Source organism: Streptomyces formicae, assembly GCF_002556545.1.
Classification (GTDB): Bacteria; Actinomycetota; Actinomycetes; order Streptomycetales; family Streptomycetaceae; genus Streptomyces; species Streptomyces formicae_A.
Map to the genome: position 1 here is coordinate 5,203,662 of NZ_CP022685.1, position 14,642 is coordinate 5,218,303.

Annotated in this window: 16 protein-coding genes and 2 pseudogenes; 16 read left to right on the forward strand and 2 right to left on the reverse strand. The window is 71.2% G+C overall.

What is annotated here, in order from left to right:
* Positions 1-54 precede the first annotated feature (54 nt).
* The 5 genes from KY5_RS22465 to KY5_RS42620 all read left to right on the forward strand — a co-directional run bounded on the left by KY5_RS22465 (position 55) and on the right by KY5_RS42620 (position 6,267).
* Positions 55-702, forward strand: a complete 648-nt coding sequence (locus KY5_RS22465) for a hypothetical protein (RefSeq protein ID WP_098243945.1) — start codon at positions 55-57, stop codon at positions 700-702.
* The gene (locus KY5_RS22470; protein ID WP_098243946.1) at positions 703-1,770 is read left to right on the forward strand and encodes a peptidoglycan-binding protein; all 1,068 of its coding nucleotides are present in this window, start codon (positions 703-705) and stop codon (positions 1,768-1,770) included.
* Positions 1,767-2,438, forward strand: a complete 672-nt coding sequence (locus KY5_RS22475; RefSeq protein WP_098243947.1) for an ABC transporter ATP-binding protein — start codon at positions 1,767-1,769, stop codon at positions 2,436-2,438. Before KY5_RS22470 ends, KY5_RS22475 begins: the two co-directional genes overlap by 4 nt.
* Positions 2,435-3,616, forward strand: coding sequence for an ABC transporter permease (locus KY5_RS22480; RefSeq protein WP_234362815.1), 1,182 nt, complete (start codon positions 2,435-2,437; stop codon positions 3,614-3,616). Before KY5_RS22475 ends, KY5_RS22480 begins: the two co-directional genes overlap by 4 nt.
* Before the next feature lie 101 nt (positions 3,617-3,717).
* Positions 3,718-6,267 carry an FUSC family protein gene (locus KY5_RS42620; RefSeq protein ID WP_234362816.1) on the forward strand — a complete coding sequence of 850 codons (2,550 nt, stop codon included), beginning with the start codon at positions 3,718-3,720 and terminating at the stop codon, positions 6,265-6,267.
* A 13-nt stretch (positions 6,268-6,280) separates the two neighbouring features.
* On the opposite strand, the gene KY5_RS22490 is transcribed toward KY5_RS42620, so the two are convergent.
* Entirely contained in the window at positions 6,281-6,820 is a 540-nt protein-coding gene (locus tag KY5_RS22490) for a hypothetical protein (protein WP_234362817.1), read from the reverse strand.
* 198 nt (positions 6,821-7,018) lie between these two features.
* On the opposite strand from KY5_RS22490, the gene rpmG reads away from it, so the two are divergent.
* The 7 genes and pseudogenes from rpmG to KY5_RS22525 all read left to right on the forward strand — a co-directional run bounded on the left by rpmG (position 7,019) and on the right by KY5_RS22525 (position 9,886).
* On the forward strand, positions 7,019-7,183 hold the full coding sequence (gene rpmG, locus KY5_RS22495) for a 50S ribosomal protein L33 (protein ID WP_098243950.1): 165 nt from the start codon (positions 7,019-7,021) through the stop codon (positions 7,181-7,183).
* A gap of 5 nt (positions 7,184-7,188) precedes the next feature.
* On the forward strand, positions 7,189-7,437 hold the full coding sequence (locus tag KY5_RS22500; protein WP_098243951.1) for a type B 50S ribosomal protein L31: 249 nt from the start codon (positions 7,189-7,191) through the stop codon (positions 7,435-7,437).
* Entirely contained in the window at positions 7,434-8,618 is a 1,185-nt protein-coding gene (locus KY5_RS22505) for a CobW family GTP-binding protein (RefSeq protein ID WP_234362818.1), read from the forward strand. Before KY5_RS22500 ends, KY5_RS22505 begins: the two co-directional genes overlap by 4 nt.
* A gap of 97 nt (positions 8,619-8,715) precedes the next feature.
* Positions 8,716-8,895 carry a hypothetical protein gene (locus tag KY5_RS22510; RefSeq protein ID WP_234362819.1) on the forward strand — a complete coding sequence of 60 codons (180 nt, stop codon included), beginning with the start codon at positions 8,716-8,718 and terminating at the stop codon, positions 8,893-8,895.
* Between the two features lie 44 nt (positions 8,896-8,939).
* Positions 8,940-9,176, forward strand: a pseudogene (locus KY5_RS22515) (ArsR/SmtB family transcription factor); the annotation flags it as partial.
* A pseudogene (locus KY5_RS22520) lies at positions 9,173-9,519 on the forward strand (SRPBCC family protein). The pseudogenes KY5_RS22515 and KY5_RS22520, both read left to right, overlap by 4 nt.
* Before the next feature lie 127 nt (positions 9,520-9,646).
* Positions 9,647-9,886 carry a DUF397 domain-containing protein gene (locus KY5_RS22525; RefSeq protein ID WP_223775964.1) on the forward strand — a complete coding sequence of 80 codons (240 nt, stop codon included), beginning with the start codon at positions 9,647-9,649 and terminating at the stop codon, positions 9,884-9,886.
* A gap of 49 nt (positions 9,887-9,935) precedes the next feature.
* Here the strand turns inward: KY5_RS22525 and KY5_RS22530 are convergent, their stop codons facing one another.
* On the reverse strand, positions 9,936-10,424 hold the full coding sequence (locus KY5_RS22530) for an ATP-binding protein (RefSeq protein WP_098243955.1): 489 nt from the start codon (positions 10,422-10,424) through the stop codon (positions 9,936-9,938).
* Positions 10,425-10,747: 323 nt separating this feature from the next.
* Here KY5_RS22530 and KY5_RS22535 point away from each other — a divergent pair, with 323 nt between their 5' ends.
* From KY5_RS22535 to KY5_RS22550, 4 genes are all read left to right on the forward strand, one after another.
* A complete protein-coding gene (locus KY5_RS22535) occupies positions 10,748-11,611 on the forward strand; it encodes a helix-turn-helix domain-containing protein (protein WP_098243956.1) in 864 nt (287 codons plus the stop codon).
* A 68-nt stretch (positions 11,612-11,679) separates the two neighbouring features.
* Positions 11,680-13,137, forward strand: a complete 1,458-nt coding sequence (locus KY5_RS22540) for an aldehyde dehydrogenase family protein (RefSeq protein ID WP_098243957.1) — start codon at positions 11,680-11,682, stop codon at positions 13,135-13,137.
* Positions 13,138-13,290: 153 nt separating this feature from the next.
* Positions 13,291-13,842 (forward strand): DinB family protein, encoded by a 552-nt coding sequence (locus KY5_RS22545; RefSeq protein WP_098243958.1) that lies wholly within the window; start codon positions 13,291-13,293, stop codon positions 13,840-13,842.
* A gap of 46 nt (positions 13,843-13,888) precedes the next feature.
* Positions 13,889-14,530 (forward strand): PadR family transcriptional regulator, encoded by a 642-nt coding sequence (locus tag KY5_RS22550; RefSeq protein ID WP_098247409.1) that lies wholly within the window; start codon positions 13,889-13,891, stop codon positions 14,528-14,530.
* Positions 14,531-14,642 lie beyond the last annotated feature (112 nt).

A 14,642-nucleotide genomic window follows, 5' to 3' on the forward strand; every position in this document is an offset into this window, starting at 1 on the left:
GTTCATCATGCGGCCATGGACCGCCCACCATGTGGCGGCGGCAGATTGCCCGGCATGAGCATGCACACCCCACCCGGTGCCCTCGCCCGGCTGCGCGTCGCGAGCCTCGTCGCGCTCCCCGTCCTGGTGTTCTCAGCGGCCTGCGGAGGCGGCGACGGAACGAAGGACTCCGGTGTCGCGTCGGTCCCCGAGGAGACGGCCACGGGCAAGCCCGCCGACTCCGCGAAGGGCGACTCCACCCAGGAGGGCGCCAAGAAGCACAAGAGCGCCTTCTACGACGCCCAGGTGAAGTACGTCCAGTGCATGCGGGCCAAGGCGGGGGTCGAGGACTTCCCCGACCCCGAGCTGAGCGGCTACCTGGACATGTCCGAGGTCGAGAAGGTCGTCGACCCGAACGGGAACGGCGAGGAGTACAAGGGCGGCAAGGACGGCGTCTGCGTCACCGAGCTGAAGGCCGCCATGAACGTGGAGCCGGAGCGCGACGACCAGAAGGACTACGAGTCGATGCTCGCGCACGCCAAGTGCATGCGCGAGAAGGGCGTATCGAAGTTCACCAACCCCACGATGTCCGGCGGCAACGTCCTGCCCGGCGGCGACCCGAGCCCCGCGGACCCGCAGCTCGACACGGAGTCCGCCACGTACAAGGAAGCCCGCACGGCCTGCAAGGACAAGCTGCTCGACGGCCTGGACGGGATGCAGTAGATGAGACGCCGTACGGGAATCCTGGCGGCCGCGGCAGTCGTGGCCGCCGCGGCCGCCGGAGCCGGGGCGCTGTCCCTAGGCGGCGGTGACGCGGACGCGAGCAACGAGAACGGCGACGTCCCGCCCGCCACGGCCGCCGTCGTCCGCACCGACCTCGTGCAGGCCAAGACGGTCGACGGCAAGGTCGACTTCGCGCGGCGCAGGGCGGTCAAGTCGGCGGTCGAGGGCACGGTCACGGTCGCGGCGCGGCAGGGCGCGACGGTCACGCGAGGCCAGGCGCTCTACGAGCTGGACGACAAACCCGTGACCCTCCTCTACGGCCCGGTCCCCGCCTTCCGCGAGATGAAGGTCGGCGCGCGCGGCACGGACGTACTCCAACTGGAGCGCAATCTGGCCGCGTTGGGTTACGGCGCGGGCCTGTACGTCGATCCGCGCTACGACAAGGCGACGGAGGCCGCGGTCAAGCGCTGGCAGAAGTCCCTGAACCGGGTGCCCACCGGGCGGGTCGGCAAGGGGGACGTGGTCTTCCAGCCGGACCGGATCAAGGTCGTGTCGGCGGACGCCGCGCTCGCCGACGCGGTGGGACCCGACACCTCGGTCCTCACGGCCGCCTCGACGAAGCCCGTCGTCCGCGCCGAGCTCGACCAGGGCGACGCGCCGCTCACCGCGAAGGGGACGAAGGTCGAGGTGACGCTGCCCAGCGGCAAGAAGGAGCGGGGCAGGGTGTCGGGCACGGTGAATCCCGAGAACGCGGACGACGAGGGGGCGCGGGACGCCATCACGGTCGAAGTGACCCTGGACGGCGGCCGGTCGGCGGCGTCGGGCGAGGACACCAAGGCGTCGGCGAGCGTGCGGTTCGTCAGCGAGAGCCGCGAGAACGTCCTCGCGGTCCCGGTCGAGGCGATCGTCGCGCTGCGCGGCGCGCACGGCGGCTACGGCCTCCAGGTCGTCGAGGGCGGCACCGCCCGCATGGTGCGGGTCGAGACCGGCATGACGGCGGACAGCCGCATCGAGGTCAGCGGCCCGGACATCAAGGAGGGCATGAAGGTCGGAGTGGCCGGGCAATGAGGACGAGCGCACCTGTCATCGAACTCCGCGGGGCCACCAAGTCGTACGAGGGAGGAGTGCACGCCCTGCGCGGCGTGGACCTCACCGTGCACGCGGGCGAACTCCTCGCGATCGTCGGCCCTTCCGGATCGGGCAAGTCGACGATGCTCAACATCATCGGCACCCTCGACAAGCCGACATCGGGCACGGTCGAGGTGGCGGGCCACGACGTGGGCAGCCTCTCGGACGCCCAGCTCTCGGCGCTGCGCGCCCGCCACATCGGCTTCGTCTTCCAGCACTTCCACCTGGCACCGGCGCGCACCGCGCTGGAGAACGTGGCGGACGGCCTGCTGTACGCGGGCGTCGGCGCGCGCGAACGCGGCGCGCGGGCCCGCGCGGCCCTGGAACGGGTCGGTCTCGGCCACCGCCTCACCCACACCCCGAACGAACTCTCCGGCGGCGAGAAGCAACGGGTCGCCATCGCAAGGGCGTTGATCGGCGACCCCACGATCCTGCTCGCCGACGAACCCACCGGCGCCCTGGACACCGCGTCGGGCCGCGTCGTCATGGACCTGCTCCACGAGCTCCACGCGACCGGCACCACGATCTGCGTCATCACCCACGACCACGACATCGCCGACGCCCTTCCCCGCCGCGTCCGCTTCAGGGACGGGGAGGTGGTGGCGTGAAGCCCGCGAGGCTCTCCCTCACGGACATCCTGCGGGTGGGCGCGGTCGGCCTGCGGGCCCGCAGGGCGCGCGTGCTGCTCTCGGCACTCGGCATCGCGATCGGCATCGCCACGATGGTCGCGGTGGTGGGCCTGTCCCAGTCCAGCAAGGCGGACCTGATGTCCCGCCTGGACCGCCTCGGCACCAACCTCCTCACCGCCGAGGAGGGCAAGGACATCCAGGGCAACGCCGTCCCGCTGCCCAAGAACGCGGTGGCGATGGTGGAACGCATCGGCCCGGTCCAGCACGCGACGGCCACCGCCAACGTCGACGCCCGGGTCCGCCGCAGCGACGTGGTCCCCGAGGAGCAGTCGTCGGGCGTCACGGTCCAGGCGGCCCGCACCGACCTGCTGAAGGCCCTCAATGCCCGTACGAGCAAAGGGACATGGCTGAACGCGACGAACGAGAAGCTCCCCGTCACGGTCCTCGGCTCCATCGCGGCGGAGCGCCTGGGCATCACCTCGCCCGGCGAGAAGATCATGCTGAACGACCAGTACGTGGCGGTCATCGGCATCCTGGACCCCATCGAACTGTTCCCCACCCTTGACCGGGTGGCGATGATCGGCTTCCCCGCGGCGGAACGCCACTTCGCCTTCGACGGCCACCCGTCCACGATCTTCGAACGCTCCACGGACGACTCGGTCGAGGACGTGCGGGACGTCCTTGCCCGCACGGTCAGCCCCGGCGACGAGGGCTCGGTCAGGGTCTCCCGCCCCTCCGACGCGCTGGCGGCGAAGGCGGCGACCGACAAGGGACTGACCACCCTGATGCTGGGCCTCGGGGCGGTCGCGCTCCTGGTGGGCGGCGTAGGAGTGGCCAACACGATGGTGATCTCGGTCCTGGAACGCAGAACGGAGATCGGCCTGCGCAGGGCCCTCGGCGCGACCAAGAACGCGATCCGCCTCCAGTTCCTGACGGAGTCCCTCCTCCTGTCCTCCCTGGGCGGGGCGACCGGCGCACTCCTGGGCGCGGCGGCCACCTACGCGTTCGCCCTGACCCAGCACTGGACCCCGGTGGTCCCGCCCTGGTCCCTGACGGCGGGCTTCGCCGCGACGCTCCTGATCGGCGTGGCGGCGGGCCTCTACCCCGCGATCAGAGCCTCGCGCCTGCATCCGACGGTGGCGTTGAACGCGACGTAGTCCTCTGCGCGGACAGTGGCTCACGCCCCGTCGCCGCCTTCGGCGCCGGGGCTGTGCCCACACCAGCCCGGTGCGCCCCATATGCCCCGTATCATCACAGAGTGACCTGGCTCCGAGCGCTGAAAGAGACAGCTCGCTCGGGTCTGACCGTCGAGCGCAAACGCCTAGAACCCCTGATCGCCCTGCGCGGCGCCGCGGGCCTGGCCATCATCATCGGCGTCAGCCTCACCCTCTTCGGCCCGGCGGTGGCCGCGAGCTCCGCCTTCGGCGCGTACCAAGCGGCCATCGCCACCTTCCAGCGCAGCTGGCGCCCCCGCCCGGAACTCGCCCTTGCCTCCGGCACGAGCCTCGCCCTCTCCACCTTCCTCGGCTACCTCACCGGCACCCACACGCTCCTCTTCCTGGCCCTCCTCTCGCTCTGGACGTTCCTGGCGGGCCTGAGCTGGGCGGCGGGCCCCACGGTCGGCATCATCGCGTCGTCGAACGTGGCGATCATGCTGGTGACGGTCACGCTCCCCACCTCGCTCGCCGCCGCCGCGGGCCACGCGGCGATGATGGTCGTGGGCGGCTGCGTCCAGGCGGCGCTGGTGGTCCTCTTCCCGATCCGCAGATGGGGCGCGCACAGGGACGCCCTGGCGGACGCGCTCGCGGCGGAGGCGGACTACGCCCGCAGGCTCCGCCACGACCCCGTGGCCCCCTTCGACCCCGAGCCCCTGATGGCGGCGCGCGACGCGGCGAGGATCACCCCGCGCCAGGCCCGCACCCGCCCCGCGGAACTGCACGGGGCGCGCGGCCTCGCCGAACGCATCCGCCCGGTGCTCGCGTCCCTGGCGGACCCGGCGGTGGGCGTACCGCCGGAGGGCAGGGAACGCGACCGCGTACGGGAGATCCTCGCCGCGGCGGGCGCGGTCCTGGACGCGGCGGCGCGCGCGGTCCGCCACGGGGAGCCGGTGAAGATCCCCCCGGCGGCGCTGGCGACGCTGCGGACACCGGACACGGGAGCGATCCTGACGGGCCCGGCGTACCGGGCGGCGACACGCCTGGGCGCGCTCCTGAGAGACGTCCTGGAAACAGCGGGAACCCCCACGCCACAGCCCACTCCAGAACCGCCCCCTACCTCGAACCCGGCTCCGGCCCCGGGCTCGGCTCCGGCCCCGGGCTCGGGCTCGGCTTCGGCCTCGGGCTCGGCCCCGGGCTCGGGCTCGGCTTCGGCTTCGGGCTCGGCTTCGGCTTCGGGCTCGGGCTCGGCCCCGGGCTCGGGCTCGGCTTCGGCTTCGGGCTCGGGCTCGGCCCCGGGCTCGGCTTCGGCTTCGGCTTCGAGCTCGGCTTCGGCTCCGGCCCTGGCCCCGGCCCCGGCCCCGGCCCCGGCCTCGGACTCGGCCCCGGCCTCGGACTCGGGCTCGGCCCCGGCTTCGGCTCCGGACTCGGCTCCGACTCCGCCCCCAGCCCCCACCTCGGCCCCAGCTCCGGACACGCCCCCCACCTCAGCCCCAACCCCAACCCCAACCCCGCCCCCAACCCCCCACACCCACTCCGACACCCAGGCGATCCCCCTCCTCCGCCCCACCCTCCCCGCCCTGATCCCCGGCACCCTCCGCGCCATGCGGGCGGAGCTGCGACATGAATCCCCGGTCGCCCGTCACGCGATCCGCGTCACGGCGGTGGCGGCCGCCGGGTACCTCCTGGGGCACTGGCTGCCGCTGGGGCACGGCTACTGGGCCCCCATGGCCTCGGTCATGGTGATGCGCCCGGACTTCTCCCAGACGTACTCGCGCGCGGTGGCCCGCTTCGGCGGCACCCTCGTGGGTGTCGCCCTGGCGACGGGCCTGCTCCAGCTGGCCGACCCGGGCACGGGTCTGTCCGCCGCGCTGGCCGTGCTCTGCGCGGGACTGATGTACCTGCTGATGCGCACCGGTCAGGTGGCGGCGCAGGCGTGCGTGGCGGCGTACGTCGTGTTCCTGCTCGGGATGGGCGGCCAGCAGTGGACGCAGACGGTTCCGGAGCGAGTGGTCCTGACCCTGCTCGGCGGGGTGCTCGCGATGATCGCGTACGCCGTGTACCCCGCGTGGGAGACCCCGCGCCTGCGCACCCGCCTCGCGGACTGGCTGATCGCGGACGGCCGCTACGCCGCGGCCGTCGTCGACCACTACGCGCACCCCGCGGGCAAGTCCTGCCCCGACGTCCGCGAGGCCCTGCTCGCGGCCCGCGACGCGCGGGTCGCCTGGCAGGACGCGGTGGCGCGCGCGAAGAACGAGCCGGTACGCCACCGAGGCCTGTCCCGCGCGGCCGCGGCGGACGCGGAGGAGACCCTGGCCCAACTGGGCCGCGTGGCCATGCTGATGGAGGCCCACCTGCCGGACCGGGACGCGACCCCGGTCCCCGCGGCGGCCCGCCTCGCGGACGCGCTGCGCGCGTCGACGGAGCAGGGCGCCAAGGCGGTGCGCGAACGCCGCGTGCCCCGGTGGGACGCGGTGCGCACGGCGCTGCGGGAGTGGGACGGCGAGGGCGTGCCCGACCGCGTCGTACGCAAGGGGGCCGGCCTGCTCCTGGAGACCCTGGAAGAACTCTCCGACGCGCTGGACACGACGCCGCCCCCGATGCTGGTGGACGGCACGGAGACGAAACGCAGGCCGCCCGAGCCCGGCCCCTGACCTCACGCCCTCGTCAGGACTGCGGCATCCCACCCGTGGGCAGCCCCTCGGGCAGCTTGCCGCCCTCGGTCCTCAGGAACTGGTCCTTGCCCGCGCCTTCCCAGGAGACCTTCATCGTCTTCGTGTCGACGGACTCGACGCGCCCCGTCGTGCGGTCCGCGTTCCCCTTGGGGCACTTGAGGTTGATCATCTGCGAGCCCGCCTCGTCACCCGCGGTGCCACTGCACATGACGTCCTCGCCGACCAGCGACGCGTTCTTGCCGTTGATGACGAGGGCGAGCGGTTTGCCCCCGGCGGTGGCGACCCACGCACCCTCGATGCTGCCGTCCTTGCCGCCGGAGCCGGAGTCGGAGCCCCCGGTGGAGCCCCCGTCGGCCGCGGAACCACCGGCCGAGCCCCGGTCCTTCTTGCCGCCACCGTCACCACTGTCACCGTCGCCGTCACTGCTGCACCCGGTCAGGGCGAGCGCGGCGGCGAGGCCGAGCACGGCGACCCCGCCCCGGACACGACGGACACCACGGTTACCGAGGCCGCTACGGACGTACGTACGCACTTGAAGTCCCCCAAAAGATCATGATGTCGACCGCTTCGGCCGGTGCCATCCGCCACCGGCCGAAGCGCGCGCCAAGCTACCAGGACGACTTGCGCACGCCGGGCAGATGTCCGGCGTGCGCTTGCTCACGCACGCACCTCTCGGTAGTCGTGGACGGACCCCTATTGAAAACGGGAGTCATTTTCATATACTGGCCCCATGGCACGCAACGAACTCCGCCCGGTCATCAAGCTCCGGTCCACCGCCGGAACGGGCTTCACCTACGTCACCCGCAAGAACCGCCGCAACGACCCCGACCGCCTCACCCTGCGCAAGTACGACCCGGTGGCGGGCAAGCACGTCGACTTCCGAGAGGAGCGCTGATCACCATGCGCAAGGACATCCACCCGCCGTACGCACCCGTCGTCTTCCGCGACAAGGCCGCGGGATTCGCCTTCCTCACGCGGTCGACCGCGACCAGCGCGAAGACGGTCGAGTGGCAGGACGGGCGTACGTACCCGGTCATCGACGTCGAGATCTCGTCCGCGAGCCACCCCTTCTACACGGGCACGGCGCGCGTGCTGGACACGGCGGGCCGCGTCGAACGCTTCGAGCGCCGCTTCGGGGCGCGCCGATGAGGGACGGTCACCCGGATCCGAGGGGCGGCGTCCCGACGGACGCCGCCCCGATGGACGTCGTGATCGTCGGCGGGCTCCACTCGGACGCCCGTGCGGCGGCCGTCGGCGAACTCCTCGCCGCCGTCCCCGACAGCGTCGCGCTCCACCACGACCTCTCCACCGCGGTGCGGGGCACCGTCGTGCGCACCGTCCGCGACAGGTCGGGCGAGCTGTCCAGGGGGGACGCCCCGCTCGTCAACGACTGCGCGTGCTGTGCGCTCCGCGAGGCCCTGGTGCCCGAGCTCGAGCGCCTCGCGGACGCGGGTCTCACCCGGCTCGCGGTCGTGGAGCTGTGGGATTCGGTCGAGCCGAAGGCGATGGCCGAGGTGATCGCCGCGCACCAGGGCGGCGGGTTCGGGCTGCGCGGCGTGGTCACGGCGGTCGACCCCGCCCTGCTCCTGGCCTGCCTCGGCAACGGCGACGACCTGATGGAGGCGGGGCTCGCCGCGGCCCCCACCGACCGGCGCACCGTCGCCGACACCTGGGCGCGCCAGCTGGAGTACGCGCCCGTGCTCGCCGTCGCCGACTCGGCGCGGACCGACGACGAGGACCGCGCGCTGCTCGCCCAGCTGCACCCGACGGCGCGCCAGGTCGTCATCGGGAGCGGTGGTCTCGCCGGGGCCGCGCGGGCCGGTTTCGACGTCGAGGCCGCCGCCGCGGCCCAGCATCCGGCCTGCGCGCGGCTCCCCGCCGAGGCCGACGCGTGCGGTGTCGCCACCTTCGTGTGGCACCGCGAGCGCCCGTTCCACCCGGAGCGGCTCCACGCGGCCCTGGAGGACCTGACCTGCGCGGCCGCGCGCAGCCGGGGGCGGTTCTGGCTGGCCGACCGGCCGGACACGTTGCTTGGCTGGGACGCGGCGGGCGGCGCGCTCTGTGTGGAGAGCATGGGCCCCTGGCTCGCCGCGCTGCCGGACGCCGCGTGGGAGGCGGTCCCGCCGGTGCGCCGCGCCGCCGCCGCGCTCGACTGGCACCCGGAGCACGGCGACTGCTGCAACCACCTGGTGTTCACCTCGCCGGGTCTGGACCGCGAGGGGCTCGAACAGGTCCTGGGGTCCTGCCTGTTGACCGACGAGGAGTACGCCGGGGGCCGCGCGGCCTGGAGGAACCTGCACCCTGCCTTCGACGCGCTCCTGCAGGTCTGACCATGTCCCCGCGCCCGACGCGTCACGCGCGCCGCTGACCGGCTCCCTCCGCTTCTACCGCGACCTCCTCGGCTTCGAGGCCGTCGCGGACCGCCGGATGCCCCCGGGCCGCTGGCTCCAGGTCGCGCCGGAGGGGGCGCAGACCGTTTTCACGCTCTCCGGCCCCGACATGGGCGGTTCCGTGCCCGGCAGTGTGCAGGGGATCATGCTGGTCACGACCGATGTCGATCCCGACGGCAACGGTTGGATGCTGCTGACGGAGAAGGAAGGCTTCTGACGGTCATGGTCACCACCGGCGAACGCGAGGACCGGCTCTTCGCCGCGCTCGCCGACCACTTCGACATGCGCAGGCCCAGCCTCTCGGAGCACCTCAAGGTGTTGCGGGAGGCCGGTCTCGTGGCGGAGGAGCGCTCCGGACGGCAGCGCATCTACCGCCTCGAAGCGGTGCCGCTCGCCGAGGTGCAGGACTGGCTCAGCCCGTACGAGCGGTTCTGGCGCGACAGGCTGAAGAGCCTCGGCGCGCTGCTCGACCGGATGCCCGACGATGAGCGGTCATGACCACCGATGACCTCACCACCATCCATGTGGACCAGTTCTTCCCGCACCCGCCCGCCAAGGTCTGGCGCGCGCTGACCGACCCGGCACCGTTCACGTGCGCGTTCTCGCGTACGAGGTGGAGCGGATGCTCAGCGTCCGCTGGCTGGACCCGGATCCGGCCAACTTCGCGAACTGGACGCTCACATGGACCCTGGAACACGAAGGGCGTGGAACGCGTCTCTTCCTTGTACATGAAGGGTTCGACCCGGACGACCCGGCACAGATGAGGGCGCGGAAGATCATGGACGGGGGCTGGCGTTCGCATGTCATGCGGGCTCTGGGGCAGGTGCTGACGGATCTGTAATCAGGGGAACACCCCGCGTGCACGTGCATCTGCCCATGCATCGGCATGTGAACACAGCTATGATCCGGGGACAGTTGACCGCTGCATCTAGAGCCACTAATGGCACTGCAAGACCGGGGAGCGACCTGTGCACCACGCGTTTAACGGCATGGCGGCCACGGAGCTTCACGGGGTGGTCTGGCAGAAGAGCAGGCACAGCAACTCGCAGGGATCCTGCGTGGAGTTCGCGAAACTGCCCGGTGGCGATGTCGCCGTGCGCAACTCGCGCTTCCCCGACGGTCCCGCGCTCGTCTACACGCGGGCGGAGATAGAGGCGATGCTGCTCGGGATGAAGGACGGGGAGTTCGACCACCTGATAGGCGGCTGACGCTCACTCAACCCGTCTCCGGCTCGACCCGTCTCGGGCTCAACCCGCCTCAGGCGAGGTGGAACAGCGCCCAGACCACCTTCCCGCGCAGCGTGCCCGCGAGCGGGTGCCAGCCCCAGCCGTCGCTGAAGGAATCCACCAGGAAGAGGCCGCGGCCCGACTCCGCCGAGAAGTCGTCGTCGGTGTCGCGCGTGACGGGACTCTCGTCGCTGGGATCGCGCACGGCGCAGACCAGGCGCGAGGCCCAGCGCATCAAGTGCAGCCGTACGGGCGGGTCCTGGCTCTCGCGCGGGGTGTCCGCGGGCAGCGCGTGGCGCAGCGCGTTGGTGACGAGTTCGGAGACGACGAGCGCGATGTCGTCGAAGCGTTCGTCCAGGTCCCACTGCGTGAGCGTCGTACGGGTGAACTTCCGTGCGCTGCCCACCGCTTCGTAGCGGGCGGCGAGTGCCACGGACGCCGTGCTGGAGACCGCGGAGGGGTCGAGTGGTGGTAGCCCCTGCCGTAACGGCTCGAGCATGGTCGATCCATTCGTCCCCATGCGAGGCACTCCCCGGTTTCGCGGTACATAGCGATGGAGCGGTGGCGCGGTCGGTCGCCGATGGTGCGGTGGTACGCGGTCGGTACAGCGGTGGCGCGCGGACCATGGTTCCGAATGCGTACAGCAGATGCAAGGGCAGATGCACGTGCACGCGCCGGACTTGGTCGTTCCCGTGCCACTTCTTGCCCATTTCTTCCTACGGTTTCTTGTGGAGGGCTTGCGCGGTCTTTCGGAGTTCTTCCGTTTCTGTAACCGAACGAGTACGGCCCGAAGCGTTTAATGGCAGACTGCTGGCTTCCAGTCGATGGGGAGGATTGAGCGAAGTGACCGCAGGGGAGTCGAGCGGCTCGGTGGTACGGCGCATCCTGCTGGGCTCGCAGCTGAGGCGCCTGAGGGAATCCCGTGGCATCACCCGCGAAGCGGCCGGCTACTCGATCCGCGCATCCGAATCGAAGATCAGCCGCATGGAGTTGGGACGGGTGAGCTTCAAGTCCAGGGACGTAGAGGACCTTCTGACGCTGTACGGCGTCACGGACGAGGTGGAGCGCGGCGCACTCCTCTCGCTCGCCAAGGAGGCCAACCTCACCGGCTGGTGGCACAGTTACTCGGATGTCCTGCCGGGCTGGTTCCAGACCTACATCGGCCTGGAGGGCGCGGCATCGCTCATCCGCGTCTACGAAGTCCAGTTCGTCAACGGCCTGTTGCAGACCGAGGCGTACGCGCACGCGGTGGTCGCCCGCGGCATGAAGGGCGCGAGCAGAGCGGAGATCGAGCGGCGCGTCGCGCTGCGCCTGGAGCGCCAGAAGCTGCTCATCTCCGAGCACGCGCCCCGCTTCCACTGCGTCCTGGACGAGGCGGCGCTCCGACGCCCGTACGGCGACCGGGAAGTGATGAGGGGTCAGCTCCAGCACCTCATCGACATCTCCGAGCGTCCCAACGTCACGCTCCAGGTCATGCCGTTCAGCTTCGGCGGCCACGCGGGCGAGAGCGGCGCGTTCACGATGCTGCGCTTCCCCGAGTCGGACCTCTCCGACGTCGTGTACGTCGAGCAGCTCACCGGCGCGCTCTATCTCGACAAGGCGGAGGAAGTCGCCCAGTACGAGCGGGTGGTGGCCCAGTTGCACAAGGACAGCCCGGATCCGGCGGACAGCAGGGATCTTCTGCGTGGTCTACTCCAACTCACCTGAAACATAAGTACTATGACGTGAGATCAGGTGTCTGCTTCCGTCTGCTGCCGCGGCAAGGGGTCCGTCTCATGTCCTTCTTCACTGACCTGGCTCATCAGTACATCGACGGTGAGTGGAAGGCGGGCTCAGGGTCCTGGGACATCATCGACTTCAATCCGTACGACGGGGAGAAGCTGGCGTCCATCACGGTGGCCACGGCCGCCGAGGTCGACCAGGCCTACCGCGCGGCCGAGCGCGCGCAGGAGGAGTGGGCGCGGACCAACCCCTATGCGCGGCGCGGGGTGTTCGAGCGGGCCCTGCGGATCATCGAGGACCGCGAGGAAGAGATAACCGAGGCGATCATCGCCGAGCTCGGCGGCACCCGGCTCAAGGCGGCCTTCGAGCTCCACCTCACCAAGGAGTTCCTGCGCGAGTCGGTGCACCTCTCGCTGCGTCCCGAGGGCCGGATACTGCCCTCGCCCGAGGACGGCAAGGAGAACCGCGTCTACCGCGTTCCCGCCGGTGTGGTGGGCGTCATCAGCCCCTTCAACTTCCCGCTGTTCCTGTCGATGAAGACCGTCGCCCCCGCGCTCGCCCTCGGCAACGCGGTGGTGCTCAAGCCGCACCAGAACGCCCCGGTGATCGGCGGCAGCCTGCTCGCGAAGGTCTTCGAGGACGCGGGCCTGCCGGCCGGACTGCTCAACGTGGTGATCACCGACATCGCCGAGATCGGCGACGCGCTGCTCGAACACCCGGTGCCGAGCGTCATCTCCTTCACCGGCTCCGACCGCGTGGGCCGTCACGTCGCCACGGTCTGCGCCTCGCACTTCAAGCGCTCGATCCTGGAGATGGGCGGCAACAGCGCGCTGATCGTCCTGGACGACGCCGACATCGACTACGCCGTGGACGCGGCGGTCTTCAGCCGCTACGTGCACCAGGGCCAGGTCTGCATGGCCGCCAACCGGATCCTCGTGGACCGGGCCGTGCGGGCGGAGTTCACCGAGAAGTTCGTCGCCAAGGTCGCGAGCCTCACGGTAGGCGACCCGGCCGACCCCGCGACCCACATCGGCCCGCTCATCAACGCCTCGCAGGCGGACGCCGTCTCGGCCGTCGTGGACCAGGCGGTCGCGGCGGGCGCCACGGCCCTGCTGCACGGCCGCACCGAGGGCAATCTGGTGGCGCCCTCCATCCTGACCGACCTGCCCGCCGACTCCCCGGTCCTCGGCCAGGAGATCTTCGGCCCCGTCGCGCTGCTGCTGCCCTTCGACGGCGAGGACGAGGCCGTACGCATCGCCAACGACACCCCCTACGGCCTCAGCGGCGCGGTGCACACCGGCGACGTCGAGCGCGGTGTGCGCCTCGCCAAGCGCGTCAACACCGGCATGATCCACATCAATGACGGCACGGTGCACGACGAGGCGATCGTGCCGTTCGGCGGCGAGAAGAACTCCGGCCTCGGCCGGCTGAACGGCGAGTCGACGGTGGACGCCTTCACGTCGCAGAAGTGGATCTCGGTCCAGCACGGCCGCACGCGCTTCCCGTTCTGAGCCCCGCCGGAACTCTCCCGGGACTCTCCCGGAACCCTCTCGTGCCCACGGACCCTTGCGGACAGAACCTGACCGCAAGGGTCCGTAGCTTGAGTGGTGTCGGAAAGCCCGAAGGGGCAGCCTGCGAAGGCAGGCGGGAGAGAGGCGGACACCATGGTTACTCACGTCGGAGCGGAATCCCGTGGAGACGAGCGCGGCGCCCTGATCGCGTTCGTGGAGGCCCAGCGGGGCGGCCTGCGCCGTTCGGTCATCGGGCTGACGGACGAGCAGGCCAGCGCCCGGCCGAGCGCCAGCGAACTGTCCGTCGGCGGCCTGCTGAAGCACGTCGCGGAGACCGAGCTGAACTGGCTGCGGATGGCCCAGCAGAAGCCGAACGACCGGGCCCGCACCCAGGAGACCTGGGGCGAGAGCTTCCGGCTCGTCGAGGGGGAGACGGTCGCCGGGATCCTGGACTTCTGGACCGAGGTCGCCCGGGAGACGGACGAGTTCATCCGCCAGGTGCCGAGCCTGGACGACACCTTCCCGCTCCCCGAGGCGCCCTGGTTCCCCAAGGACGGCGCGGTGTCCATGCGCTGGCTGATGCTGCACCTGGTCGAGGAGATCGGGCGGCACGCGGGCCACGCCGACATCGTCCGCGAGTCCCTCGACGGGAAGACGGCCTTCGAACTGGTGGCACTGGAGCAGGGCTACTCTGGTCAAAGTTGATGAATGACGGCCGCGGGCCGTGGTGCCGAACGGAAGGGCGCGCTACATGTCGGCGATCCGGCTGCTGGTCCTCGGGGCCGTGCGTCAGCACGGCCGCGCCCACGGCTATCAGGTCCGCAACGACCTGGAGTACTGGGGCGCCCACGAGTGGTCCAACGCCAAGCCGGGCTCGATCTACCACGCCCTGAAGCAGCTGGCCAAGCAGGGCATGCTGCACGCGCACGAGATCGCCCCCTCCACGGCGGGCGGCCCGCCGCGCACGGAGTACGAGCTCACGGAGCGGGGCACGGAGGAGTACCACTCCCTGCTCCGCGAGTCCCTGACCAAGTACGACCAGCGGCCCGACATCCTGACGGCGGGGCTCGGCCTCATGGTGGACCTGCCGCGCGACGAGGTCGTGGGCCTGCTCCAGGAGCGGGTGCGCAGCATGGAGGGGTGGCGCGCGTCCGTCACCGAGTACTACATCCCGGAGGAAGGTCCCGGGCAGCTCGGCCACATCGGCGAGATCATGAACTACTGGCTGAACTCGGCCGACACCGGCGCCCAGTGGACCAAGGACCTGATCGGTCGCATCGAGGGCGGCGCGTACACCTTCGCGGGCGAGGGCGAGCCGTTCGTCGGGGTCCTCGCCGAGGGCGAGGAGAACCCCTTCGGGACGGGCGAACCGCACGCGGGGGACCGTGACTGAGCGGCCGTACCGCCGCTAATCAAGTTTGACGAATGGCTTCGGCTCGGTTACCTTCGCCCATCTAGTCAAGTTTGATTAGGTGGCTAGGTGGACTCTGGGCCGAAGGGGGCTG

Bases quoted from the DNA above. Each gene is read 5' to 3' on its own strand.
- KY5_RS22550 (WP_098247409.1), top strand. From the start codon at position 13,889: ATGTCGGCGATCCGGCTGCTGGTCCTCGGGGCCGTGCGTCAGCACGGC.
- KY5_RS22470 (WP_098243946.1), top strand. From the start codon at position 703: ATGAGACGCCGTACGGGAATCCTGGCGGCCGCGGCAGTCGTGGCCGCC.
- KY5_RS22475 (WP_098243947.1), top strand. From the start codon at position 1,767: ATGAGGACGAGCGCACCTGTCATCGAACTCCGCGGGGCCACCAAGTCG.
- KY5_RS22540 (WP_098243957.1), top strand. From the start codon at position 11,680: ATGTCCTTCTTCACTGACCTGGCTCATCAGTACATCGACGGTGAGTGG.
- KY5_RS22510 (WP_234362819.1), top strand. From the start codon at position 8,716: ATGCCCCCGGGCCGCTGGCTCCAGGTCGCGCCGGAGGGGGCGCAGACC.
- KY5_RS22500 (WP_098243951.1), top strand. From the start codon at position 7,189: ATGCGCAAGGACATCCACCCGCCGTACGCACCCGTCGTCTTCCGCGAC.
- rpmG (WP_098243950.1), top strand. From the start codon at position 7,019: ATGGCACGCAACGAACTCCGCCCGGTCATCAAGCTCCGGTCCACCGCC.
- KY5_RS22505 (WP_234362818.1), top strand. From the start codon at position 7,434: ATGAGGGACGGTCACCCGGATCCGAGGGGCGGCGTCCCGACGGACGCC.
- KY5_RS22545 (WP_098243958.1), top strand. From the start codon at position 13,291: ATGGTTACTCACGTCGGAGCGGAATCCCGTGGAGACGAGCGCGGCGCC.
- KY5_RS22465 (WP_098243945.1), top strand. From the start codon at position 55: ATGAGCATGCACACCCCACCCGGTGCCCTCGCCCGGCTGCGCGTCGCG.
- KY5_RS22530 (WP_098243955.1), bottom strand. From the start codon at position 10,424: ATGGGGACGAATGGATCGACCATGCTCGAGCCGTTACGGCAGGGGCTA.